Here is a 24,356-nt window from a genome sequence, read left to right as displayed (position 1 = left end):
TTATGTAGCAGGCTGCAGTGCATGGCTCAGCGCCTGTTGTGTCACTCACTTGTACGTTCTTACCCATATGCAGCAACGATGCTTCGTGTGCGAAATGATCTTGCATAAAAGGTTGCAGGGATAACCGCAGGATGACTGTGCCTTGCTGAAATATTTGTTGCCGTACAAGTGAGTGACACAACAGTTGGCGATAGTAGTAATGCAGCCTGTAAACAATTATTCTTAGTCTGTCAATGCATTTCACGGTTTTATAAATCACATACCAATAAAGCCCATTACTTTTTCTTTATAGTTTACGCCAATGGGTAAGGTTGCCTTACCAATATCGATCGAATTACCAAAAATGCTTTTTACATGGTTGAGTGCAATGATATAAGATTTGTGTATGCGCATAAATTTACCTGCAGGCAATAACTGCTCCATCTCCTGCATGGTTTGGTGCGTCACCAGCATGTTTTCGTGCGTATGTATTTTTACATAATCTTTCATGCCTTCTACATAAATAATGTTATAGAAATCTACTTTATAAAACCGGCTGCTGCTTTTAATAAAAATATGTTCGTTGTGTTTGTTGATAATGGTGGGCTGCCGGTCGTCTAAAAACTTTCCATCTACAATTTTATTCAATGCTTTGCTAAACCTGTCGAATGATATTGGCTTTAGTAAGTAATCAACCACGTTATAATCATAACTCTCCAATGCATAATCTGCATAAGCGGTGGTAAGCACTACCAGCGGCGGATCCTGCAATGTGCGCAACAAGCCCAGCCCGGTGATGCCGGGCAGTTGTATATCGAGAAACATTACATCTACTTCCTGCGTGCTTAGCAGTTGCTGCGCTTCTTTTGCATTGCTGCACACCCCCACGAGTTGAAACCTTTCAACCTTTTGCAGGTGGCTTTGTATAACCTGCTGCGCCAGCACTTCGTCTTCTACTATTATACACCTGATCAAGCTGCTTTTCTTTTTATAATGAGTGAAACGGTAAAAACATTGTTTTTTAAAATTACATCCAGCGTATGAGCATCTGGATAAAAACTCTCCAGTCTTTCCTTTGCATTTTTTAAACGCACTTTACTCTCCTGCCGTTCGTCTTTGTTTGTTTGAATAATATTCAGCTTATAGGCAGACGGGTATAGTAACTCAAGCAAACTTTTGCTGCCCGAAATGCCTTTGCCATTTATGCGCTTGGCCTGCGTTTCAAGGTCAATGTCTGTATTATTGATAACGTTTAAAACAATTTCTTCTTCGCGCACTTTAATGGTGATGTAAATGAAGGGTTTTATTTCCGGGTTGTTCATAGCATGCTTGAAACCGTTTTCAATAAAGGAGATAAACAGAAAAGGTTCTATCAGAATGCCTTCCGTTCCACCTTCTACAGTAAACTTTACATCGGCATTGAAACGGATCTTTTCAATCTCTATGTAATTTTTGATAAAGTCAATTTCTTTGGAAAGCGGTATGTGCTCTTCGTTGCACTCATAAATAAGGTAGCGCATTACATCTGCCAGCCGAATAACGGCGCCCGGTGCATTATCTGACTTTTGAAGACTTAAAGAGTAAATGCTGTTGAGCGCATTGAATAAAAAATGTGGGTTTAACTGTGCACGTAAATAACGAAGCTTGTAGAAATTATTCTCTTTGCGCAATGCCGCTGCCACATCTTTTTCAGTCATGGTTTTTCTCAGTAAAAAGATGCCCGCTGCCAACGCAAGATTGATGATGATCCACAAACTTTCCCGGAGAAAGGTGGACGTTGCGTATATAAAATAATCTGACTGGCTTTCGTCTGTTTGTACCTGCCTGAAAAAATAATAGAGTAACATCAGCAACAGGTGAGCTGCAATGAAAATGGCAACACCTGAAAGTAGCAGCCATACTTTTCGCTTTTGCAAAAAGACGGGCAAAACCCATACAGAACAGGTAATGTAAAGTGGGAGTACAATTACTGCCGCGAGTGCCACAAATATTGCAGCAGTGAAGTTATTGGTGAATAAAGTGAAGATATTTACCAATGGATAAAGCAGCGCAGCCAAAACCCAGTAAAAAACTTCGATCTTATTTTTATGGCGGATTATCCTGTCGTTATCAAATTCCATAGCAGCAGTTCATTTGTATAAAGCTACTGCTTTACCCAGGGCAACTTTCTGCATTTCGACCAAGTATAAAAAAATTTCGATCAATTTCAGGTGCGTTCTATTATATCGCCCGTTGCTACTATACCATTGCCTTTGTACAACAGGTTTTGGCCAAACAACACTTTGTTGTTCTGCATACGATAAGTGCTGAGTGTTTTTAATGGCTCTTTTCCTTTGATGCCGTTTTGCTGATCTATATTGGTTACAACACAGCGTGCACAGGGTTTGGCACAAGAGAATTGAATGCCGTTGATCTGAAAGGCAGTGATATCATCTTCCTGGAATGGATACCCGCCTGTAAAAACGATATTCGGCCTGAACCTTTCCATAGATAACGGCTCTCTGAGCCTGCTATTCAAATCATCCAGAGAGGCCTGGCCGATCATCAGGAGAGGATAGTCATCTGAAAAACTGGTAATTTCATGATTGTGTGCGTAGCGTTGATCTACCAGTCTTTTCACATCATCCGGCATAAAAACCAGCCTGCATTGTACGGAGAGCATATCTGAAAACCATGCATCAGCATAGTTACCTGCGTTTACCGCAATACATTGATCATTCCATACGCGTACAACAGACCGCTCTGTTTGGTTGCTTTCGTATGCAATAAAAAAGCGTTCGGCTGGTTTAGCTGCGTGGTACACGTCAAAACCACCTGGCTGCATATCTATTTTCAGCAACGACATCCGCGGCATTTCGCGCTGGCTAAGAAAAACATTATCCCTATCTACAAGCATCCAGCGGCGGTCATGCTCAAAACCGCGGTCAGTAAGCATCGCCTGCTGAATTTTAACACCTCCCAGCGATTTTACGGGATAGATATATAATTCACTCACATTAAGCATATCAGGTATCAAATGGTATGTATGTTGTAAAGATTTCCAATTTACAAATATTGCTACATTATGGTAGCCGCCTTACTAAAGCATAACACAAATACCGGCGCAACATATGTTTATAAAAATCATTGTTTAATTTCAGTTATCAAACTGTGCTATGGTCAATAAGATTATCATCATTATACTTGCTGTAACATTTTTTGCCTGCTCATGCAATCCATATACTGCTACTAATAAGCTATACAAAAACCAGGCAAAAGCTTACGGGAAGGTAATGGCTGCATACCCAATTGAAGATACCATGCAAACAGCGGCATATTTCGTTGGTACAACCAATTTCAATATGCGCAAGCCAAACTTTGTCATTATCCATCACACCGCGCAAAACAGTTGCGAACAAACCTTAAAGACATTCACACTACAGCGTACACAGGTAAGTGCACATTATGTTATATGTAAAGATGGAACGGTACATCATATGCTCAATGATTATCTGCGGGCATGGCATGCAGGCGCAGGAAAGTGGGGTAACGATGCAGACATCAACAGCAGCAGCATTGGTATTGAATTAGACAATAACGGCTTTGAATTTTTTCCCGATGCGCAAATGCAAAGCCTGTTAAGGTTACTGGCTGCATTAAAGAAAAATTATAATATACCGCAGGCAAACTTTATAGGTCATGCAGAAATTGCACCTGCACGCAAAAACGATCCCAATATTTTTTTTCCATGGAAAGAACTTGCCGGCAGGGGATTTGGTTATTGGTATGATGACACGACCAATGTTATTATACCACCAAATTTCGATAACATGAAGGCACTGCGCATCATAGGTTACGATGTAAAAGATTCTGTTGCAGCCATCAAAACTTTTAAAAGACATTGGCTGCAGGATACATCAGCAGTGCTTACAGAAGCCGACAGGAAAATACTTTTCCTCGTAGAAAGAAAATTCAATTAATACCGATAAATACATTGCTATGGAATTTGGCCGGGTAGATGGATCGTTACTCAACAATATTGACTTCACTTTGCCGGAAGAGCCAGCATCTAATCAACACGTGCTGAAAGGCAAGACTGCACACAAGCCCAAAGTTTATATCGGTTGTGCCAAATGGGGCCGGCCGGAATGGGTTGGGAAAATATACCCGCTTAAAACAAAAGAAAAAGATTTCCTGCAGCATTACGTGGAACACTACAATTGCATAGAGTTAAACGCTACGCATTATAAAATTTATGGTGCTGCCGGTATAGCAAAGTGGGCAGAAAAAGCAAAAGACAAGGACTTTCTCTTCTGCCCTAAAATGTACCAGGGCGTTACACACCGCGGAAGTTTAAAAGGCAAAGATTTTATAACATCAGAATTCTTTCGCGGTATCGTTGCCTTCGAAGACCACCTTGGGCCAATTTTTGTGCAGGTGAGCGATTCATTCAGCCCGAAGAGAAAAGCAGAATTGTTCGATTACCTCGCATCGCTGCCAACCGATCTGCAGTTCTTTCTTGAAGTACGACACCCTGACTGGTTTAGCGTTGACGCGATAAGGGAAGAACTCTTCGATAGGCTGCGTTCATTGAATATGGGTGCGGTTATCACCGATACAAGCGGCAGACGCGATTGCGCTCACATGCACCTCACCATTCCAAAAACGTTTATACGGTATGTTGGCAACAGTTTGCATCCCTCCGATTATACAAGAACCGATATGTGGATCGATCGCATGAAATACTGGCTGGATAAGGGTTTGGAAGAATTGTATTTCTTTATGCATATGCACGATGAAACTTATTCGCCGGAGTTAACCGTGTACCTCGTAGATAAATTAAATGCTGCCTGTAACCTGCAACTGCAAAAACCAGTGTTTATTAAAAACGATCAAAACCAGGTGCCACTTAAGAAACAGCAAAGCCTTTTTTGATTGGTTTTATGTAGCCGGCATTTGTTTTTCATAGCATCGCCTGTTGTGTCACTCACTTCAGGGTTCCGTTGTTATGGCGACTGTAGCGTAACAGTTTTATAGGTTCGTATAAAGCCGTACAAACTCAAATGCAACAATCTTATTCAAAATATTAACTGCCATAAACCTTCATTCATTACGCGTTGATCTTCGCTGTTGCCCCATATTGTTTCAACAGTTGAAGAGTGCGACGCAACAAAAGCTTAATACTTATGCTGAAGCCGGGTACATACATAAAAAAAGGCTGTTCCTACGAACAGCCTTGAATATTGTAAAGCGTTTTGCTTATTCAAATTTAAGATCGAGACCCAAGCCACGTAATTCATGTACCAATACATTGAATGATTCGGGTACACCTGCTCTTGGAATGTTATCACCTTTAACGATTGCTTCATAAGTCTTTGCACGACCAATGATATCATCGGATTTAAGTGTAAGCAATTCCTGCAGAATATTTGCAGCACCGTAAGCTTCAAGTGCCCAAACCTCCATCTCACCAAAACGCTGACCACCAAACTGTGCTTTACCACCGAGCGGCTGTTGTGTAATAAGAGAGTATGGCCCGATAGAACGTGCGTGCATCTTATCATCAACCATGTGGTGTAGTTTAATCATGTAAATAACACCAACCGTGGCTTTCTGGTGGAAGCGCTCGCCTGTTTCACCATCGTACAGGAATGTGTGGCCCATTGAAGGGATGCCTGAATCCTGGCAGTACTGGGCGATCTCTTCAACAGTGGCACCATCAAAAATTGGCGTAGCGAACTTAACACCAAGGCGTTTGCCTGTCCAGCCGAGAATGGTTTCGTAGATCTGTCCGAGGTTCATACGGGAAGGTACACCAAGTGGGTTGAGGACAATATCAACCGGTGTGCCGTCTTCCATAAATGGCATGTCTTCTGCACGTACGATTTTTGCAACAATACCTTTGTTACCGTGGCGGCCGGCCATTTTATCACCCACTTTCAACTTACGTTTTACAGCGAGGTAAACTTTGGCAAGTTTCAATACACCTGCAGGCAGCTCATCACCAATAGAGATGTTGAATTTCTCTCTCTTGTAGCGGCCAAGTTCTTCGTTGTATTTGATATTGAAGTTGTGTAATAAAGTATTGATCTGGTCGTCAACTACAGCATCACCAGTCCAACCTAATGGATTTACGTTTTGATAATCGATAGCGCCAAGGTTCTTTACATTGAACTTAGCAGTTTTACCGATCAGCATTTCTCCAAAGTTGTTGGTAACGCCTGCAGAAGATTTATCGCGGAGTAAGGTTTGCAGTTTGCTTAACAGTACTTCTTTCAGATCTTCCTCGTTCTTCTCATGCACTTTCTCTACTTTTTCCAGTTGTGCTTTTTCGCGAATCTTCGCGTTCTTATCTTTTTTCGCACGCTGGAAAAGTTTCTTATCTATCACTACGCCTTCTGTACCATTTGGTGCCTTCAATGATGCATCTTTCGCATCACCGGCTTTATCACCGAAAATGGCACGCAACAGTTTTTCTTCAGGCGTTGGGTCACTTTCTCCTTTTGGTGTAATTTTTCCAATCAGGATGTCACCTTCACGAACCTGGGCACCAATACGGATGATACCATTTTCATCAAGATCTTTGGTAGCATCTTCTGATACGTTTGGAATATCTGGTGTGAGTTCTTCTTCACCAAGTTTTGTATCGCGAACTTCGAGTTCGTACTCGTCAATATGTATAGAAGTGAAAAGATCTTCACGAACAACGCGCTCGCTGATTACAATCGCATCTTCGAAGTTGTAACCTTTCCAGGGCATGAACGCAACCTGCAGGTTTCTACCTAATGCCAGCTCACCATTTTGTGTTGCATAACCTTCGGTAAGAAAATCGCCTTTTGCAACCTTCTGTCCTTTCTTTACAGCAGGTCGAAGGATGATACAGGTTGACTGGTTTGTTTTGATAAACTTGGTGAGTTTGTAGATCTGGAGATCTTCCTCAAAGCTTACCAGGCGATCCTGGTCATTCCTGTTATAACGTACATGTATTTCTCTTGAATCAACATACTCAACCACACCCTCACCTTCTGCGTGTATCTGGATACGCGCATCACGTGCAGCTTTTCCTTCCAGGCCTGTACCCACAATCGGAGATTCAGGGCGAATCAAAGGAACTGCCTGGCGCTGCATGTTTGATCCCATCAACGCACGGTTGGCATCATCATGCTCTAAGAATGGAATCAGCGAAGCACTTAGACCAACGATCTGGTTAGGCGCAACGTCCATATATTCAACTTCTGCTTTATCCAGGATAGGAAAATCACCTGTTTCGCGGCTGACAATCCTGTCTTCCACGAAATTACCTTGGCCATCTATCACAGAATTAGACTGTGCAATCTTTGCTGTATCTTCTTCTTCCGCACTCAGGAATGTAAGCTGATTCATATTCACCTTACCCTCTGTAACCTTACGATATGGTGTTTCGATGAAACCCATATCATTGATCTTCGCATGCACACAAAGTGTAGAGATAAGACCGATGTTCGGACCTTCCGGTGTTTCGATTGTACAAAGACGACCGTAGTGAGAATAGTGCACGTCACGAACCTCAAAGCCTGCTCTTTCACGGCTCAGACCGCCGGGTCCTAATGCGGAAATACGACGTTTGTGTGTAATTTCAGACAATGGGTTTGTCTGGTCGAGGAATTGAGAAAGCTGAGACGTACCGAAGAATGAGTTGATAACGGAAGACAATGTTCTGGCGTTGATCAGGTCAACCGGTGTAAACACCTCGTTATCACGCACGTTCATCCTTTCACGAATGGTACGCGCCATACGGGCAAGACCAACACCAAACTGTGCATACAACTGCTCGCCCACTGTACGTACACGACGGTTGCTCAGGTGATCGATGTCGTCTATTTCAGCCTTGGCATTCGTTAAACGCACCAGGTATTTAATGATCTCAATGATGTCTTCTTTTGTAAGAACCTTATTGGTAAGCTTTTGGTTCACGCCAAGTTTACGGTTGATCTTGTAACGACCAACCTCTCCAAGATCGTAACGCTTATCACTGAAGAATAATTTATCGATAATACCGCGGGCAGTTTCATTATCCGGGGCATCAGCACCACGCAATTGACGATAGATGTGCTGCACCGCTTCCAGTTCACTGTTAGAAGTATCTTTATTCAAGGTGTTATAGATAATAGCGTAATCTCCACCCACGTCATCACGCTGTACGAATACGCTCTTTATATCCAGTTCACCAATCGTATTTACTGCATCTTCATCCAGAACGGTATCACGCTCCATCACGATTTCGTTACGCTCAATACTTACTACTTCACCGGTATCTTCATCCACGAAATCTTCTACCCATGTACGGAGTACACGAGCAGCCAATTTTTTTCCAAGTTGGTTTTTGAGTGATTTTTTATCCGCAGGAACCTCAGTGGCCATTCCGAAAAGCTCCAGGATATGTTTATCGGTCTCAAAACCTATAGAACGCAATAAAGTTGTTACAGGGAATTTCTTTTTGCGATCGATGTAAGCGTACATTACATTGTTAATGTCTGTAGCAAACTCCATCCAGGCACCTTTAAACGGAATAACTCTTGCAGAGTAGATCTTTGTTCCGTTCGGGTGAATAGACTGGCCAAAAAATACACCTGGTGAGCGGTGTAACTGAGAAACTACCACACGCTCGGCACCGTTGATTACAAAAGTACCACGGGGTGTCATATAGGGAATATTACCCAGGAATACATCCTGAACAATAGTCTGGAAATCTACGTGCTCTTCGTCATTACAGCTCAAACGCAATTTTGCTTTAAGCGGTACAGCATATGTAAGACCACGCTCCATACATTCTTCAATAGTGTAACGGGGCGGATCGATAAAGTAATCCAAAAACTCCAGTACGAAGATGTTGCGGGTATCTGTAATAGGAAAGTTTTCCTTAAATACTTTAAACAAGCCCTCGTTATTACGTTTGTCAGGAGTGGTTTCTAACTGGAAGAAGTCTCTGAATGATTCTAACTGAATGTCTAAAAGGTCAGGAGTTTCAGCCAGGTGTTTGGTCTTACCGAAACTTACCCTGCTTTGCATTGTAGTTGATGACATATCTGTAATTAACCGGTTTTACTGTACAATAAAAAGAATCCTATGATTCTCAACCTTTTCGAATAGTTTACCGCGGATCAGCTGGCCAGCCGAAGTAAATATTGCTAATTAGCCCTAAATTAAAGGAGGGCAAAGGTAATGATAGTGGCTGAATTGTAAAAACAATTTTTAATGCCGGTTCCGGCCGGGGAGGCAATTTAACAGTATTCATTTTAAACCTTTCAGACGATTGAAAATCTCACCCCAAATCAAACTTGATTATGAAAAAACAGCTTTTCCTGATTGTCCTGCTCTGCAGTGCCGTTGCTTTTGAATCGGAGGCGCAATACCGTTACCACTACGGAAGACCAAGAGTAAGAACGCGGGTGAGGGTTTCACCGGCACCCAAAAGACCGGTTCAGCGTATTCCGCAGGCAGCTTTTCAGCCAACGCTAAACATCAGTCTGGGGTATGGTTTCCCAAACCTTGATAAAATGCAACTTGTTGATTTTTACAATGCACAAAAGGGAAACGGTACGCAAACAGGGCCTTTTACCGGCGCAATCGATTACCAGTTCAGCCGCAATATGAGCATTGGTGTAATGGGTACCTACGGCAAGGTTTCAGCTCCTTATTATGATTACGCCAATAATTCCAACATTCCCGATTTTACAGGTAAACTGGAAAACTGGAGTGCCATGCTGAATGTGATGACCTATTTTCCTACTTACAACCGTAAAGTAGAACCCTACCTGAGAACTGCCATAGGGGTAAATAGCTGGCAACAGGATTACACCGATACAGAAGGTAACAAGGTGTACAATGGAGAAAAGCCCACACAGCTTGCTTACCAGGCATCCCTGGGGGCCAGGTTTAATATTACAAAGGGAGCTGGCTTGTACGTGGAAGGTGGTTACGGAAAGTATATACTCAATGGCGGTTTAACATTTAAGTTCTAATCTTCGCTTACTGCTGCTTCATGGTCTGCAGATGAAAGAAATGCGACGCAAGGGACGATGCCATGAAAACCTATAGCTGGTACCAAAATAAAAAAGCCCGGATCTTTATGAGCCGGGCTTTTGTAATACTATGAGGCACCTGTTGCGTCGCACTCTTCAACGTTTAGACCTTTATTGGACAAATGTGAAGATCACGTTTTGTTATAACTGCAACTTTGCTGCTATATACTAAATGCTGTTTGAATAATCTCTTCCTGCTCCTGCTTATGTACTTTGGCATAACCTGTAGCTGTGGCGGCACTTGGATTACGGCTTATTACACCATAATTCAGGCTTTTTAAGTTCATTTGAAGAAATGAGGCCGCACCCATATTCAACGGTTCTTCCTGCACCCAAAACCAAACGGCCTTATTGTATTTCTTATATAAATCTTCCAGTTGTTTCAACGGCAGTGGATAAATCTGTTCCAGGCGTACCAGTGCAATATCGCTCCTACCCTCTTTTTGTTTTCTCTCAGCAAGGTCAAAATACAATTTACCGGAGCAGAACAACACTTTCTTTACCTCATTAGCATTTGCAGCTTCGTCGTCTATGACTTCCCTGAAACCACCGGTTGTAAACTCGCTGATATGGCTGTAACTGCCGGGATGCCTCAGGTTTGCCTTTGGCGCAAAATTGATCAGCGGTTTTCTGAAAGGCCATGCCACCTGTCGTCTTAATGCATGGAAAAAGTTTGCCGCCGTAGTAATATTAGTAATAATCATGTTGTTCTCAGCACAAGCCTGCAGGTAGCGTTCCAAACGTGCACTGCTATGTTCCGGGCCCTGCCCTTCGTAGCCATGTGGTAACAACATAACAACGCCATTCATCCTGTTCCATTTCTGTTCGCCTGCGCTTATGAACTGGTCTATCATGGTTTGCGCGCCGTTGCTGAAATCGCCAAACTGCGCCTCCCAAAGTACCAAAGCATGTGGGTTTGCCATAGCATAGCCATATTCAAAACCCAATACACCATACTCGCTCAGTAAGGAGTTATAAATTCTGAACTGACCTTTGGCACCTTCAATCCTGCTTAACCTGCTGTATTCTTTGTCAGTATTTTCATCTCTCAGCACCGCGTGGCGATGAGAGAAAGTTCCTCTCTTAACATCCTGGCCGCTCATGCGCACATCATTGCCGTCAAGCAATACACTTGCATAACCCAACAATTCGCCGGTTGCCCAGTCAACTTTATTTTCGCCCTGGAAAAGCTTTATTTTATCCTGTATAATTTTTTCGACCTTTTTCAATGGTGTGAAATCACCTGGCCATACCATCAATGCATCGAATAGCTTTTTAAAATTTTCTTCGCTTATTGCAGTATTGGGAGATTGTACAAAATCTTCTGAAGTTGCTTTTCTAAGGCTTTTCCACCACAATTCCGGTTGCTGGTAGTTATAAGGAAGCGGGTTTTGCTTTATTTCATCGAGGCGTTCCTGCAGATCTGCCCAGAATTTCTTTTCCATCTCTTTGGCAAGATCTTTTGCATCAGCTTCGCCATTGTCAAGCAGGTAACTGGTGTAAATTTCTCTTGGGTTCTGGTGTTTGTCGATCAATGCATACAAATGTGGCTGCGTAAACTTCGGATCATCGCCTTCATTGTGGCCATGTTTACGATAGCAAACCATATCGATGAAGATATCTGCATTAAACTGCTGGCGGTAACGGGTAGCAATCTCCACGCATTTAACAACGGATTCTGCGTCGTCTCCGTTTACATGCATAACCGGCGCCTGTATGGCACCAGCAAGCGAGGTACAATAATCAGAACTGCGGGCATCATCAAAATCTGTAGTAAAACCAATCTGGTTATTGATTACAAAGTGTATGGTGCCACCGGTATGGTAGCCTTTCAGATCGCTCATCTGCAACACCTCGTAAACTATTCCCTGGCCTGCAATAGAAGCATCTCCGTGTATGAGTATGGGAAGTATTTTATCGAAATCGCTGGCGTACATTACATCTGCCTTTGCTCTTGCAAAACCCACCACAACAGGATCAACCGCTTCGAGGTGCGAAGGATTGGGCATTAGTTTTAAGTGAATTGTTTTATTGCCGGTCGTCGTTACCTCGCTACCATATCCCATGTGGTATTTTACGTCTCCGCTACCCATGGTCTGGTCGAGTTTGGCGGTGCCTTCAAATTCGCTGAAGATCTGCTCATAGGTTTTACCCATAATGTTTGCAAGTACATTCAGTCTTCCGCGGTGGGCCATTCCAATAACCACCTCCTGTACATCGTGGTCTGCGGCAGTGTTGATAATGGCATCAAGTGCTGCAATAGTTGTTTCTCCACCTTCCAGTGAAAATCTTTTCTGACCGATATATTTGGTATGGAGGAATTTTTCAAACATAACGCCCTGGTTCAGTTTTTCAAGGATACGTTTCCTTTTTTCAAGCGGCAATGGATCATTGAATTTTTTCTCCATTTCGTTGTATAACCAGTCTACCCTTTCCTGCTCGCTGATGTATTTGAATTCAACACCTACATGGGTTGCATAGGCTTTTTTGAGGTAGTCGATGATATTTTTAAGGGTAGTTTTTCCCAAACCTACCAACTGGCCGGCATAAAATTCTTTATCAAGATCAGCTTCGGAAAAGCCAAAAAAGCCAAGATTCAGGTTAGCACCGCGATCTTTTCTTTCCCTGATGGGGTTTGTTTTTGCAATGAGGTGCCCCTTGTTCCTGTATCCGAGAATCATCCTGTACACCCGGATTTCCCTCATCCAGTCTACATTTTCAGATGGTGTAGCAGTGGAAGGTGCTGAAGCGCCATTACCATTGACGGCAACACTGCTTACAGCAAAGTCGAAACCTTCGAAAAACTTACGTAGTTCTGGGTCTACACTTTCAGGGTTTTTGGAAAAATCATTGTATAAACTTTCAACAAATGCGGGATGTGAGCTAGTGATATAGGAAAAATCTTTCATCTTCAGTGCTTTTAAAAAGATATGGCGGATGCAAATATCGCTTATTGAGACCATATTGCAATTGCCGTATTAAAATTTGACATTTGCAAAAACGGATTGCCCGGGAGTAAAATTTTAGGATTTCCCAGCAATTTTTTTTCTTTTTTTAATGGATATACATACCTTTGCCGTCCGAAAAAAATAAAAATGGCAAATCATAAAGCTACAAAGAAAGATACACGCCAGGCAGCGAAACGCAGAGACAGAAATCGCTACTACGGTAAAACTACCCGTAACGCTATTCGTGATCTGAAAGAGGTGAAAGAAGAGAAAGCTTATACCGATGAGCTTCCTAATGTAATCTCTATGATTGACAAACTCGCTAAAAGGGGTATCATTCATAAAAATAAAGCCAACAATCTGAAAAGCAAGCTTTCTAAAAAAGCTGCTTTACCAAAAGCTTAATTAAATTAGTTGTTGAATTATAATTTAAGCTGTGTTATTCATAACACGGCTTTTTTTATTTGCACTAAACCATCGCTTTGAAGGCACGACTGGTTTTAGTGCACATTCAAATACAATCGGGCAGCTACAAAAAAAAATGCGCCTGCAAAGACAATTGAAAATGCTGTGACCAATTGTTGACCATTAACAAAAAAGTTTACGGTTTAACGGCTTTAACTTATATACGGCGGCCGGTATGCAGTAGTGTTGCTGCACAGGGCTTTGCAGTACAAGAGTGCGACGCAACCATAGCTAAATTCTTATTCAAAAGGCGGGTTCATCAATTAAATAACACTGAGGTTTAATTATCATTGCACATCAAAGGAAGCGCATGCATTATTTTATTATTTTCTGGGTTGGCTGGCTGGTGAGTTTTTTAGGACAACTTCCCCTTGGCACCATGAGCATTACCTCTACACAGATTGCAGTACAGGAAAATTTTAAAAATGCCTGGTTATACGCGATTGGTGTTGCAATCGTTGAGATCATATACCTGCGGCTCACACTTTATGGCGTAAACTGGATAATACAGCATAAGCTTCTGTTTGAGGTGCTTGGGTGGCTTACGGTGGCAGTTTTCCTGGTATTGGGCGTCATCAGTTTTATAAGCGCAAGAAAACAGCACGCAGAAAAGAAAGCGCTTTTGTTAAACAACAAGCTTAATCGTTTCTTTCTTGGCCTGAGTATGAGTGCTTTGAACCCGGCCCAGGTACCATTCTGGTTTATCTGGAGTTCTTACCTGATTGACAACAAGGTATTGTCCACAAACTTTACCGAGTTTAATATTTTTACCGCAGGGTGCGGCACCGGTACAATAAGCGGCCTCGCATTATATATGTATGGTGGCAACTGGCTGATAACAAAGATGAACACAAGTACCAAAACGTTAAACAGTATAATGGGTGCAATCTTCGTTATTGCAGCACTGGCGCAGCTTTACCGCATGTTATGGGGCAAGTTTGTGTAGCATTTATTTATTGGTTACTTCAACTACCAGGAATTTAAGATAATTGGTATTTTCCATACCCCATACAATGGGATGATCGCTGGCCTGTGCACGAAAGGTTACCTGCTTTATTTTTTTCCTTGCATCTTTGGCTGCCATATCTATGATCTGCAGAAATAGTTCCGGCTGCACAAGGTTGGTACAACTTGAGGTTACCAGAAAGCCCCCGTTTTTTATCAGCTTCATACCACGCAGGTTAATTTCTTTATAGCCTGTTATGGCTTTCTGAATGGTTTCGCGGCTCTTGGTGAATGCCGGCGGATCGAGCATAACCACATCGTACTGCCTGCCTTCTCTGGCCCATGTTTTAAGCGCATCAAAGGCATTTACTGCTTCAAATTTACAGACATGCTCCAGCCCGTTTAGTTGAGCATTTTTATTAGCCTGCGCTACCGCATTTTCTGAGATATCGATTCCGTAAACACTCCTGGCACCGTAATGCGCAGCATGAATCTCAAAGGTGCCGGTATATGTAAATGCTCCTAAAACGTCAGCCCCTTTTACAATATGTTGTATCTGCCTGCGATTATCCCGCTGATCTAAAAAGTAGCCGGTTTTCTGGCCGTTTTCTATATCTACATGAAATTTCAACCCGTTTTCGGTAATAACAATACTGGTATCGAAAGGAGCAGATAAAAAACCTTTTTGCTGTTTCAACCCTTCCAGTTCACGCACAGGCACATCATTTCTTTCATAAATGCCTTTGGGGGAAAAGATATCTTCCAATGCTTTGATGATCGCCGGCTTCCACACATCTATACCGAGCGCCATGGTTTGTATAACAAAGTAGTCATTGAATTTATCAATGATTAGCGCCGGCATTTCGTCTGCTTCGCCAAAAATGAGCCGGCAATTTTCTGTGTAGCCAATCTTTTTCCTGTATTCCCATGCTTCGCTTATTCGCCTGTGAAAGAATTGATCGTTGATCTCCTCTTTTTTGCGGGTTAAAAGTCTTACAGTAATCTGCGATTGCGGATTAACATAGCCGCGACCTGCAAATTTTCCGTCATGAAAATAAACGTCTGCAATTCCACCGGCATCAAACGCACCTTCTGTCTTATCTATTTCATTCGAAAAAATCCATGGATGGCCGTTCGCTATGCGTTGTGCTATCTTCTTCTTAAGAATCACTTTTGACATGCGGCAAAGATAACCGATGCGGCAATAAATGATGAAAAGCAATACCCATTGTAATCCAATGCAACAACACAGCTTACATTAAGCTTAATTCATATATTTATTTTTTAACAGGTTGAAAAACAATTATTAAAAGCTCATTAAATGTAAACGTCGCTAAAATCAAAAGACAACTTAATTCGTTTTTTTGTAGCAAGCAGATGTCGCAAAACATTAGCTACTTAAAAAAACCAATATCCATGACTAAATTGTTCCTGCCAGGAATATGTATCATATCCTGCTGTCAATTTTCATACGCACAACAAAACCTGCATTCGTTTATCAACGAAACTGTTTCAAACACTTCCATAACTGAATACGCAAAAAATAATATTGGCCAAAACGTTTTATTTACAGACCATACAGAAACCAACAGCAATACACCTTATACCACAAACCCAGACAACACTTTTACACCTGCCAGAGAGCATTACACGAAACTTACAGCAAGATTTATTTACAACAACGAACCGGGGGCACTGAGCGAAGGCTTCAATAATATTTTTGAAAGCGTTGCCGGCAGCAACCCTAATGCAAATAACCAACCAGATACTTATAAAGGCATTTATTGGTATACGGGTGTAAAAGATAATGGCGGCGTACATACCAACAGCAGCGTGCTTAACTTCTGGTTCTACCTGCTTTCAAACGGCGGTAAAGGCACCAATGATAAAGCAGCAAAGTATGATGTTACAGCTATTGGCCACGCAAAAGCAGAGGCTATTGCTTACAGAACCCTTCAATACTATATGCAGCCTGCATCCGGTTATAATGAAGCAAGAACATTTTCGATTATGGCCGCACAGGACCTGTTTGGTAAAATATCAGATGAAGTATTGCAAACAATAAATGCATGGAACGCTGTTGGTGTTGACAGTGCTGCCTTGAAACAAAAAACTTCTTCGCTGTATGAAATACCTGCAGATGCAGACATCACCAATGCGTACACCGTTATAGCCACACACATTGAAGTGAATGCAGCAACCAACCAGTTAACCGTAGAACTTTCCGATAAAAAACCAGCTATAAGAAATATAACTGTGTGCGACCCAAACGATAAAATAATTTATACGAATGATATAAAGACAGTGCAAGGAAACAACCGTTTACAAATCAATCTGCCATCATTGGCTGATGGCACGTATGTTTTAAAGGTTGATAATGTGCATTCAGGGAATTTCCCTGTTAAACATTGATTCGGTTTTTCTTTTGATAACTCGGGCTGCCTTTCTAGGCGGCCCTATGTTTTATTATGTAGCCGGCAGAAGAACTTTGGGCATCGCCTGTTGTGTCACTCACTTGTACTTCCGGTTTTTCATGGCAGCCCGGGCGATCCGTTTTATAGAAGTGCTTTAGAATATGTACAACATATTTTACACCTGTTACTATAATGCCAGTACCCTGCTGAAGCGTTTTACATCAGCAAGCGGTTCCAATAGATGACCATGTACCAACTGGTTTGCAAATTGCTTTGCAAAATATGGCGCCAGCGAACAGCCTTTTGTACCCATACCATTAAAAATACCAATACGGCTATCAGACGGATGCAAACCAACAAATGGCCTGCGCTCCAAGGTAGCTGGCCTTACAGCAGCAACATGATCCAGTACAGAAAAAGGTATACGCAAAACATGCTGCAGTTGTGTTGTTAGCTGTTCCCGGAAAACCGCAGTTGGTTCTGCCGTTTGAAATTCATTTTCGTAACTGCTGCCTGCCCACCATAAACCATCATACCATGGCACCAGTGATAAAGCACCATATTTATACATGTTAATGTGAGATAGACCAGGAATATCCAGGATGAGCGCCTGGCCTTTGTTGCAGACAAAAGGCAGCTTATTCCAATACGCACTTTCAAATGATGTAATGCCGCTACAAAAAATGATCTTATCTGCAGTAATACCATTATAACTGACCGTATTGCCTGCAAAAGAAAGCGCCTCTTCTATAAATATTTCTTCCAAAAGACACTGCTGGTGTTGTAATTTTTTTCGCCAGCCTTTTAGTAACGGGTGAAGGTTTACAAGATATGTTGGCGCAATAAGGTAACAACCAAAGAGGCTGTTAAAGTAGTCTTTCCATATCACCGCATCGGGAAGTTCCTGTATGTATGAGCCGGTTTCCTGCATACGTTTCCGATACGTTTCGTCCATTTGCAGCGACGGAGAGAATGTAATGGTGTTCTTCTTAAAAATGAGCGATTCATTAATAGCGTTACCAATTTCGGTATACGCATCAAAACAAAAAGGCAGCAGTGTTTCGATCATCCATGTAGTAACAACACGCCTGCCGGTTACAGGATTGATAACACCACTGGCCACCCTGCTGGCAGTAAAAGGTTGCGACTCGTCTATAACCAACACCTGTTTGCCAGCCTTTTGTAAGTAATAAGAAAGCATGGTACCACAAATACCCTGGCCTGCTATAATGTAATCCACTTTCATGCGGCGAATATAATTTAGCTGGAATGATTTGGTAACAACACTGCATCTGCTGGCTGCAAAAACACCACCTGACTGCCTACTGCGTGCTGCAAAAAGCGATACAGTACAAGAGTGCGACGCAACAACAGCCTGATGCATATTCTTTAGCCCGGCCCAAAAAATTACTCTTCTTTCTCTGCCACATTAATCCGCACACCTTCGCTATGGGCGGAAAATTCCGGCGCGTACATACATTGAATATTGGCAACGCCTGCTGAAAAATTTCCGGTATGTGTGATGTATACAGGATATTCAAACACATAGGTTCCTTCGGGTAAAAAACCGATAAAGAAATCTGTGGCAATATCTTTTGTGCTTTCATAATAACCAAGTCCATCCTGCCATTTATACGCGCTTAATACATTTACGGGTTCCATTGCTGCGGCGCGCATATCTTTGAGGTGCAGGTATTCCATATCACGATCGCTTTTGAGTATTACCTGCATCACCACTTTATCACCCACATGCAGGGTAGCATTTTCGGCAACAGGTGTTAATACTTTTCCAGTTGCTGAATTTTTTTCGATGAACAATTTTTTACTTAGTGAAAGTGGCGTCTGCGCAGGCGTTATTTTATCGAAATCTTCAAAATATTGCCAGTAAACCGCACCCCATGATGGCGGGTACGATGCACTTTTACCAACCGGGTTCGACACTGCTACAGAGACATTACCCATGGACGGCACCACGTCTTTTGCTTCAATACGTTCTTTGAGATAGCCGGTGCCGGCCTGTTGTTGTTTTTCAACAGAGCTGATCGTATGATCACCCAAATTTATGGTTATTGCAAGTGGCTGATCGCTTAAGCCATTGCCGGCTATCAACAATGCATAAAATGCATCTGCTGTGGCTTTGGTGGTTTGCCAGTTGTTGGTTTGCTTGTTTAGCAACAACCATGTCTGCATATCGCTGATGCGCTGTTTTATATTGTGGTCGCTATTTTGCTGCGCAATTTCATGCATCATTTCAATGATCAGTGCCTGTTGTTCTACCGGCGACTGGTACCAGTAATAACCCCATTTGTTGTTTCTCCAGTACATGCCTTTTGCGTCATCTGTAACTGCACTCTCAAATATTGATGGAATGATGTTCTTTTCGGCAAAGGCTTGCTCTTTATTTCCAAGCATTGCTGCTGCTATCATGGCCTTGAAGTAAATACTTTGCTGGTTCCAGTATTGCATAGCCTGCTGCATGTAATATTTTCCTTCTGCGGAAGGTTTGGTACCAATATTATCACCTGCAAAAAAACTACGCATGTATAGATATTGAATCTGTATACTGCCCAGGTTGTTTTTAGAAAGGTCAGCTTTCCTGATGCGTTTCATATCCTGTTGTATGGCGCGGTCTGCAAACTGCAATGCTCCTGACTCTATGCCTGCCAGCAATGATGCATCTACATTATTAAGTGCTCCCAGCTTCCTGAGTTTGCCAATACCCGTTAAGATGTACTGTGTAATATACCTGTCTTCGTACCCGCCTTTGAACCACGGGAACGCGCCATTACTCAGCTGCATTTGCTGTAGTTGTTGTAAAGACCTGCTGATGCCGCTACTCATATTTGCCACATCGAAAAGTAATGCGATGTTTTTTCGTTGCTGAGCTTCGTTTTGTGCATCTAACACCCATGGCGTTTCTGCCAACAGTATTTGTTTTAATTCCGGGTTCTTTTCGAGATTACCGGCAAATGCTGTTGTGTCTTGTTTCCACTGCTCTAAAACTTCTTTTATACCCGGGTGCCTGTTGATAATGTAAAAAGCAAGTGCATTTGCGTAAAAGCGGTTAAATGTTTGCTCGGCACATTCATAAGGGTACTCCATTACAAATGGCAGGGCCTGCACCGCATACCAAAGCGGTTGTGGTGTATATTCTACCGTAATGCTTTCATTGGTGAGCGTTGGAGATGCATTGGCAAGGAGCTTACTAAACGTAAATTCTTTAGTACCTTCTCCCTTCATGTATAAAGGCAGGGTTTCTGTTACAAGCATCCTGTTCGAAACCACCGGTAATGATTGCTCCTCGCCGTCTGTGTAATTGCCAGCTTTTGCATTAATCGTTATTGTGATCGGGTTGTTATAGTTGTATGGTATAACAACAGGGAACCTTACCACGGTACTTTGTTTGGCTTCTGCAGTAAAATACTGATCGGGAAAAACACTTTGTAATAATCCATCTATAGGCTGGCCGGTGATGGCATCTGCTAATTGTAAGGAAGCAACACCGGTTAAAGCTGTATCTATAAGGTTACTGATCTTTGCAGTAAGTTCTAATTGATCCCCCTGTCTTAAAAAGCGTGGCAGGTTTGGCTGAACCATCAGTTTTTTTTGTGTAATAACTTTTGCCTGCTGCATTCCGAATGCAAGCTCTGTGGTATGGGCGAAGCTTAACCACTTCCATTCTGTTAACGCTTCAGGTATAGTAAAACTAAATGAGAAATTACCCGATGAGTCGGTATGTAACTGAGGAAGGAAAAAAGCGGTCTCATTAAAGTTCTTTCGCGGCAGCACAGATGGCGGATTTTGCGGTTTGTTTGGAGACGCTGCAGTTACACCTTCTGCCACTGAGGAATCTGGTGTGGCTACTTGTTCATCGCTGACAATTTTTGGAGCAGTAAATTTATCCATCTTAATTTGTGGTGCTGCGCCCATTCTGGTCTCTTTCATGCCGGAACTGCTCATAACACGTGAAATACCATCAGCACCATTGTATATAGCTAACTTTAACTGGTCATATACTTTTGCAAATTCTTCCGCAGATGTTTCAAAATAATTTTCTTCACTACTAAGTATGTCGAAATCTTGTCCTGCCTGCCATGTATTGTAACTATAGCCATTCTGCCATATGGCCGGCACATTCCAGCTATGTGGTTTAAACTGATCAAGCGATGCGTCATACATTGCTGTTAAAAGTTCAGCCGATACACTTTCTTTGCCCTTACCCTTTACGGTCACTGTCCATACTTCTTTACTACCCGGCTCTGTTTTATTGCGGTATGTAGTATAATCAACCTGCAGATCTTTATACAAATAAGGCACCTGTATACCTGTACCGCCTGTATAGAAACGATTGTGTTTTACAAATACGTACCATAATCCTGCGCCGTTACGATCTTCTTCTTTTGCAGTATAAGTGAACAACTGCTTTTTGTTATCGATCGGATGCAAAGTATAAACACCTGTGTCTCTGTTACCGGGTAATACCTTGCTCGTATATAGCACCAGGTTGACAGCATCATAAGAAGATCCCACCAATAACCTGGCTACACCTTCCGGCTGCACAACATTTTCTGGTACTGCCTGCCAGTTGGGTTGTGCAGAAGGCAGCCCTGCAGAAGCACCGTTATACAACTGCACATATTTAAGGTCTTTAACAACAAAACCTTTATCATCTGCGGTTGTAGCTTCAACAACATACCATCCTTCTTTAAACTTACCTGTTTCTATATTCAACACTGTACTATCGCTCGTATTGATTACAGCTTCAAAAACAGTCCCGGTTTTTTGCCATGATTGCGGGTCGTTCTCCCGCTCATACAAGTCAAAAGGAAAGGTTGCTTCATATTCCTGCCTGCTAATAACGTGCTGATCAGGTTGCTCCCACAACCTTTCCCGGTACACCTTACCAGGCGCAACCAAAGGGGCTATGTTTACCTCGACCTTTGCAGGTACCTTTTTACCTGCCAGATTTTTTGCACTAACCACGATTGTTTTAAATGCATTGAGATCTGCTTCTTCGGGCGCTTCAATAATCAGTTGTACAGCTGTGTACCCAACACTTATCCTTGTAGTACCATTTCTTGTTTCGCCACTTTGATCAGTAACTGCAGCTTCTACAGAAAAATCAAAAACAGGTGCAGTTGACTTGTCAACCCGCTTGTCAGGTGTAGCTATAAAGCTGAATTCAAACTTTCCTGCTGCATCGGTTTTTATACTGCCATTTTTTATTTGCTGTTTATTGTCCCGCTGCCAGCTTGTACGCCAAAACATCCACGGGTAAAGAAAACGCGTGTTACGCTGTACATTGAATGTTACCACCGCATTATCCAAAGCGTTACCTGCATAACCTTTTGCATAGCCTGTAATAGTAATGGTATCATTCAGCTTATAAGCGGTATTCAGCGTGTCGAATTCAACATAAAACCTGGGTCGTTTATACTCTTCTACGCTAATATTAGCCACTCCCTGGCAATGCTTTGCTGCAATCGAAAAATTTCCCGTCAATACGTTTTGCGGTATGATGAAAGAACCGGAAAACGAGCCATACTCATTTGAAGCAAGATTAGCCGAATCTACCTGTTTTCCATTTACATCATTTAAAAACACAGTGAATTGCTTCCCGGCCTTTGCAATACCTGGCTCACGCTTTGTTTTATCCCTGGTAATACTGATACCCTTAAAATATACTTTTTGTAAGGGCCTGTAAATACTTCTGTCAGTAAAAAAATAGACCGTTGCGTTGTCATCCTCTCCGTTTACCACGTTCAGATCATTCGTGCTGTACAATGGTTCATAATAAGGTTCAGTCCTTGTTTGCAACTGGTCATCGCCATATGTAAAATATAGAATTTGCCGGCTGGCGTTTTGTTTTACTACCGGCAGTGTGAACATACCGTTTTTATCTACCGCTAATCTCACTGGCACTGATGGAACATATTTACCCTTTTTATTGTCATACAACTCATAGCTTAACCTTACTTCTGTCTTTGCAAGTGCCGCACCGGTTTCCCTGTGCAGTACGAAATAGTCATTCCCATTTTGCACATAGCTTATGTTGGATACATCGAAATGCTGCAGTATCATTTTGTCTGTTGATGCATCAAAACCACTGCCTTCCGAAGCCAGTATTGCATAACTACCAGGCTTTAATGCATCTATTTTTATTTCTACCGTGTGCTGCTGGTAATCATTTGGCTGAGGCAGCGGCTGTACATAGGTTTTGATAAAAGATAACCTGCCTGCCTTTTGCCAGAATTTTTCGTCCCATCTTTCCAGCTTTGCAATTGCATCAGCATTAAGTATCCTTATAAATATTTTGTCCGCATTCCGGTAGCGCACCAACATTCTGAAAGGCTGTTCCGGCACGTTGATTTTTTCAACCTTGGATGATAATTCTACACCGGTAATTTCGTGCAGCAATTCCTGCATATTACTTCGGCCTTCACTTTCAGTGGTATCAGCAGACAGTCTTGCATCAATAATCTTTTTGGCGGTCTCGTAGTCAAACCTGTGCACTGTATCTTCAAATGGCTTATACGTAGCGGCGCTATCAGCATACAATCGTGCAATTAAGTACCAGGCCTGCGCTGCTGCATGGTTACCGGGATGCGCTGTTGTAATATCTTCCAATGCTTTTTTATACAGTGTCTCTTTACCTTCCACGATCGCTTTATCGTTTACCCAGGTAATGCGCTCAATGTTTACATCAATAAAAGCCGATGGGTCTTTGTCTCCACGGTGAAACTTCATCAACTGCTGAAACAGTTGCAATGCTCTTAGCATATTCGCTGTTGAGTCATCGCTGCTGAATGTGTGCTGCATAAATGCATCAGCAGGCAAGAGTGCTCCTGCATCATCAATTTCAAAAGCGAATGCAGGCCTGGTAATGTAATTGTTATCGTTCTTGAAATAGTCGATCGCCTGGTGTGCAACAAGATCGTATAATGTGGGTCTCAAGCCACGAACATTGCCTTTAATGATTACAGGATCATATACACTTACTGATGTTTGCTGCAGGGCTTTTACAGGCTCCAGGGCTGCTTCATACAATGTTGTAATGGTTGTACGAAAATCATCTGCATTCCAGGTTTCAATATCATCTTTTTTATAACCGGCTGTTTTACTCCTGCTGCGCAACTGCCATACATGCTCTTCGTAATATGCTGTGTATTGATGTGCCAGCAACAATTGTAACACACTTCTCTGTACTGGATCTTTTGCGTCAGTAATTTCTTTTCGCAGCGTTACTGCATCAAATACCTGCTGATCGCTTAACTGTTTTTGCAGTTCAGTCATATACACCAACGATTTTATCAAATGAGCGCTGTTATTCTTATCCTTTGCATCTTTGTAAAGCATCCGTACTTTCTCCAGGGCAGTTTTTGGCAGCCCTTTCACCGTTATCAATGAATCGATCGCGTTCCATTTCCTGGTATAATCGTCTTTGCTTTGTGCATTTGTCATGATCGCTGCAATTGAAAATATGATGAGTAAGCAGATTCTTTTCATAAAACCATGTTAGTAGTACAAATTAACTGATATTACTACAGATGCAACTGCGAAAGAAT

The 24,356-nt window shown here is 42.2% G+C and carries 14 protein-coding genes; 6 read left to right on the top strand and 8 right to left on the bottom strand.

Features of this window, described 5'->3' with window-relative positions:
• Nucleotides 1–255: 255 nt before the first annotated feature.
• The 3 genes from I5907_RS10435 to I5907_RS10425 form a co-directional block, all read right to left on the bottom strand.
• Nucleotides 256–954, bottom strand: a complete 699-nt coding sequence (locus I5907_RS10435; protein ID WP_196990653.1) for a LytR/AlgR family response regulator transcription factor — start codon at nucleotides 952–954, stop codon at nucleotides 256–258.
• Nucleotides 951–2,099 (bottom strand): sensor histidine kinase, encoded by a 1,149-nt coding sequence (locus I5907_RS10430; RefSeq protein WP_196990652.1) that lies wholly within the window; start codon nucleotides 2,097–2,099, stop codon nucleotides 951–953. Before I5907_RS10430 ends, I5907_RS10435 begins: the two co-directional genes overlap by 4 nt.
• 86 nt (nucleotides 2,100–2,185) lie before the next feature.
• Entirely contained in the window at nucleotides 2,186–2,995 is an 810-nt protein-coding gene (locus I5907_RS10425) for an MOSC domain-containing protein (protein ID WP_231402018.1), read from the bottom strand.
• Nucleotides 2,996–3,134: 139 nt separating this feature from the next.
• Between I5907_RS10425 and I5907_RS10420 the strand changes: the two genes are divergently transcribed.
• Both I5907_RS10420 and I5907_RS10415 read left to right on the top strand, forming a co-directional pair.
• On the top strand, nucleotides 3,135–3,938 hold the full coding sequence (locus I5907_RS10420) for an N-acetylmuramoyl-L-alanine amidase (RefSeq protein ID WP_196990651.1): 804 nt from the start codon (nucleotides 3,135–3,137) through the stop codon (nucleotides 3,936–3,938).
• A gap of 19 nt (nucleotides 3,939–3,957) precedes the next feature.
• Complete coding sequence (locus I5907_RS10415; protein ID WP_196990650.1) at nucleotides 3,958–4,893, top strand: DUF72 domain-containing protein; 936 nt, start codon at nucleotides 3,958–3,960, stop codon at nucleotides 4,891–4,893.
• A gap of 324 nt (nucleotides 4,894–5,217) precedes the next feature.
• On the opposite strand, the gene rpoB is transcribed toward I5907_RS10415, so the two are convergent.
• On the bottom strand, nucleotides 5,218–9,021 hold the full coding sequence (gene rpoB / locus I5907_RS10410; protein WP_196990649.1) for a DNA-directed RNA polymerase subunit beta: 3,804 nt from the start codon (nucleotides 9,019–9,021) through the stop codon (nucleotides 5,218–5,220).
• Between the two features lie 260 nt (nucleotides 9,022–9,281).
• On the opposite strand from rpoB, the gene I5907_RS10405 reads away from it, so the two are divergent.
• Nucleotides 9,282–9,959 carry an outer membrane beta-barrel protein gene (locus tag I5907_RS10405; RefSeq protein WP_196990648.1) on the top strand — a complete coding sequence of 226 codons (678 nt, stop codon included), beginning with the start codon at nucleotides 9,282–9,284 and terminating at the stop codon, nucleotides 9,957–9,959.
• A 221-nt stretch (nucleotides 9,960–10,180) separates the two neighbouring features.
• Here I5907_RS10405 and I5907_RS10400 read toward each other — a convergent pair whose 3' ends face one another.
• A complete protein-coding gene (locus tag I5907_RS10400) occupies nucleotides 10,181–12,928 on the bottom strand; it encodes a 2-oxoglutarate dehydrogenase E1 component (RefSeq protein WP_196990647.1) in 2,748 nt (915 codons plus the stop codon).
• Between the two features lie 186 nt (nucleotides 12,929–13,114).
• On the opposite strand from I5907_RS10400, the gene rpsT reads away from it, so the two are divergent.
• Both rpsT and I5907_RS10390 read left to right on the top strand, forming a co-directional pair.
• The gene (rpsT, locus tag I5907_RS10395) at nucleotides 13,115–13,372 is read left to right on the top strand and encodes a 30S ribosomal protein S20 (protein ID WP_196990646.1); all 258 of its coding nucleotides are present in this window, start codon (nucleotides 13,115–13,117) and stop codon (nucleotides 13,370–13,372) included.
• Between the two features lie 370 nt (nucleotides 13,373–13,742).
• Entirely contained in the window at nucleotides 13,743–14,378 is a 636-nt protein-coding gene (locus I5907_RS10390; RefSeq protein WP_196990645.1) for a LysE family translocator, read from the top strand.
• Nucleotides 14,379–14,381: 3 nt separating this feature from the next.
• On the opposite strand, the gene I5907_RS10385 is transcribed toward I5907_RS10390, so the two are convergent.
• On the bottom strand, nucleotides 14,382–15,557 hold the full coding sequence (locus I5907_RS10385) for a class I SAM-dependent rRNA methyltransferase (RefSeq protein ID WP_196990644.1): 1,176 nt from the start codon (nucleotides 15,555–15,557) through the stop codon (nucleotides 14,382–14,384).
• A gap of 236 nt (nucleotides 15,558–15,793) precedes the next feature.
• Between I5907_RS10385 and I5907_RS10380 the strand changes: the two genes are divergently transcribed.
• Nucleotides 15,794–16,789, top strand: a complete 996-nt coding sequence (locus tag I5907_RS10380) for a M4 family metallopeptidase (RefSeq protein WP_196990643.1) — start codon at nucleotides 15,794–15,796, stop codon at nucleotides 16,787–16,789.
• 189 nt (nucleotides 16,790–16,978) lie between these two features.
• Here the strand turns inward: I5907_RS10380 and I5907_RS10375 are convergent, their stop codons facing one another.
• Both I5907_RS10375 and I5907_RS10370 read right to left on the bottom strand, forming a co-directional pair.
• The gene (locus I5907_RS10375) at nucleotides 16,979–18,037 is read right to left on the bottom strand and encodes an NAD(P)/FAD-dependent oxidoreductase (RefSeq protein WP_196990642.1); all 1,059 of its coding nucleotides are present in this window, start codon (nucleotides 18,035–18,037) and stop codon (nucleotides 16,979–16,981) included.
• 161 nt (nucleotides 18,038–18,198) lie between these two features.
• Nucleotides 18,199–24,297: an alpha-2-macroglobulin family protein gene (locus I5907_RS10370; protein WP_196990641.1), complete on the bottom strand. Its 6,099-nt coding sequence runs from the start codon at nucleotides 24,295–24,297 to the stop codon at nucleotides 18,199–18,201.
• Between the last annotated feature and the right edge of the window lie 59 nt (nucleotides 24,298–24,356).

Source organism: Panacibacter microcysteis (genome assembly GCF_015831355.1).
GTDB lineage: Bacteria > Bacteroidota > Bacteroidia > Chitinophagales > Chitinophagaceae > Panacibacter > Panacibacter microcysteis.
This window is presented reverse-complemented; position numbering and strand designations above follow the sequence as displayed.

Excerpts from the sequence above, each read along its gene's own strand:
- I5907_RS10400 (WP_196990647.1), bottom strand. The coding sequence starts at position 12,928 with ATGAAAGATTTTTCCTATATCACTAGCTCACATCCCGCATTTGTTGAA.
- rpsT (WP_196990646.1), top strand. The coding sequence starts at position 13,115 with ATGGCAAATCATAAAGCTACAAAGAAAGATACACGCCAGGCAGCGAAA.
- I5907_RS10420 (WP_196990651.1), top strand. The coding sequence starts at position 3,135 with ATGGTCAATAAGATTATCATCATTATACTTGCTGTAACATTTTTTGCC.
- rpoB (WP_196990649.1), bottom strand. The coding sequence starts at position 9,021 with ATGTCATCAACTACAATGCAAAGCAGGGTAAGTTTCGGTAAGACCAAA.
- I5907_RS10415 (WP_196990650.1), top strand. The coding sequence starts at position 3,958 with ATGGAATTTGGCCGGGTAGATGGATCGTTACTCAACAATATTGACTTC.
- I5907_RS10385 (WP_196990644.1), bottom strand. The coding sequence starts at position 15,557 with ATGTCAAAAGTGATTCTTAAGAAGAAGATAGCACAACGCATAGCGAAC.
- I5907_RS10405 (WP_196990648.1), top strand. The coding sequence starts at position 9,282 with ATGAAAAAACAGCTTTTCCTGATTGTCCTGCTCTGCAGTGCCGTTGCT.
- I5907_RS10430 (WP_196990652.1), bottom strand. The coding sequence starts at position 2,099 with ATGGAATTTGATAACGACAGGATAATCCGCCATAAAAATAAGATCGAA.
- I5907_RS10370 (WP_196990641.1), bottom strand. The coding sequence starts at position 24,297 with ATGAAAAGAATCTGCTTACTCATCATATTTTCAATTGCAGCGATCATG.
- I5907_RS10375 (WP_196990642.1), bottom strand. The coding sequence starts at position 18,037 with ATGAAAGTGGATTACATTATAGCAGGCCAGGGTATTTGTGGTACCATG.
- I5907_RS10380 (WP_196990643.1), top strand. The coding sequence starts at position 15,794 with ATGACTAAATTGTTCCTGCCAGGAATATGTATCATATCCTGCTGTCAA.
- I5907_RS10390 (WP_196990645.1), top strand. The coding sequence starts at position 13,743 with ATGCATTATTTTATTATTTTCTGGGTTGGCTGGCTGGTGAGTTTTTTA.